This is a genomic window from Vibrio sp. 1580 (genome assembly GCF_033340055.1).
The window spans coordinates 1-768 of record NZ_JAWOVT010000215.1 but is presented as its reverse complement, the minus strand read 5'-3'; the positions used below and the strand labels follow the sequence as shown (position 1 = coordinate 768).

Sequence of the window (768 nt, the reverse complement as noted above, 5' to 3'; positions counted from 1 at the left end):
GGCCAGTTTCAGGTGTTGAAGTGCAAACGGAATACCAATAATGGTAACGAAACACGCTGCGGCGGATAGGATATGACCGATTGCCAGCCACAAACCTGCAAACACAAACCAAAGTACGTTGCCGATGACGCCTAGCGGACTCGTGCCAATATCCATTTCATTGGTTAGTTCATCACGCGAAATGGCTTCTTTGCCGAATGGGAAAAACGAAAAGTTACCCATGACGAAACAAGCTCGCCCCCACGGAATCCCGATGATGCTGATGAACGCAAGAATACCGAATAGCCACCACAGCAATCCCATGAATACGCCACCGAATAAAAACCAGATGATGTTGCCAAGTGTTCTCATCTAAAACCCTTTTTGATTTATAACTTTCTACAAAGTATGTCACACAAATCTTAACAGAGGATGAATGGGTGTGCTTTATCTTAAATAAGAAATCATTGATGAGAATACTCATTTGATAAAGGAAAGCGGAGATCATTGGGCTGCTGAAAAAAAGGCTCTCAACGTTAGACGTTAAGAGCCTTTCTGGCTAGGCGGTTGCCAAATTCAAGCGCGATACTGGCTTGTCATTGATCGGTAAGTGAATCAAAGCGGCGAGGAGTGCCAGAACGACGGTTGACCACCAGATTGGATCGTATGAACCGTAGTAATCGTAGATGCGACCACCGACCCAAGCCCCCAAGAAGCTTCCTACTTGGTGAGTAAAGAATACAAAGCCATAAAGTGTTGATAGGTAACGAGAACCAAAAATCTGGCGGA

At 45.1% G+C, this 768-nt stretch carries 1 protein-coding gene and 1 pseudogene; both read right to left on the bottom strand.

Features of this window, described 5'->3' with window-relative positions:
- On the bottom strand, positions 1-351 hold a 351-nt coding region (locus R7093_RS25110; RefSeq protein WP_318147003.1), incomplete at its 3' end, for a YccF domain-containing protein.
- Between the two features lie 187 nt (positions 352-538).
- Positions 539-768 (bottom strand): annotated as a pseudogene (locus R7093_RS25105) (MFS transporter); the annotation flags it as partial.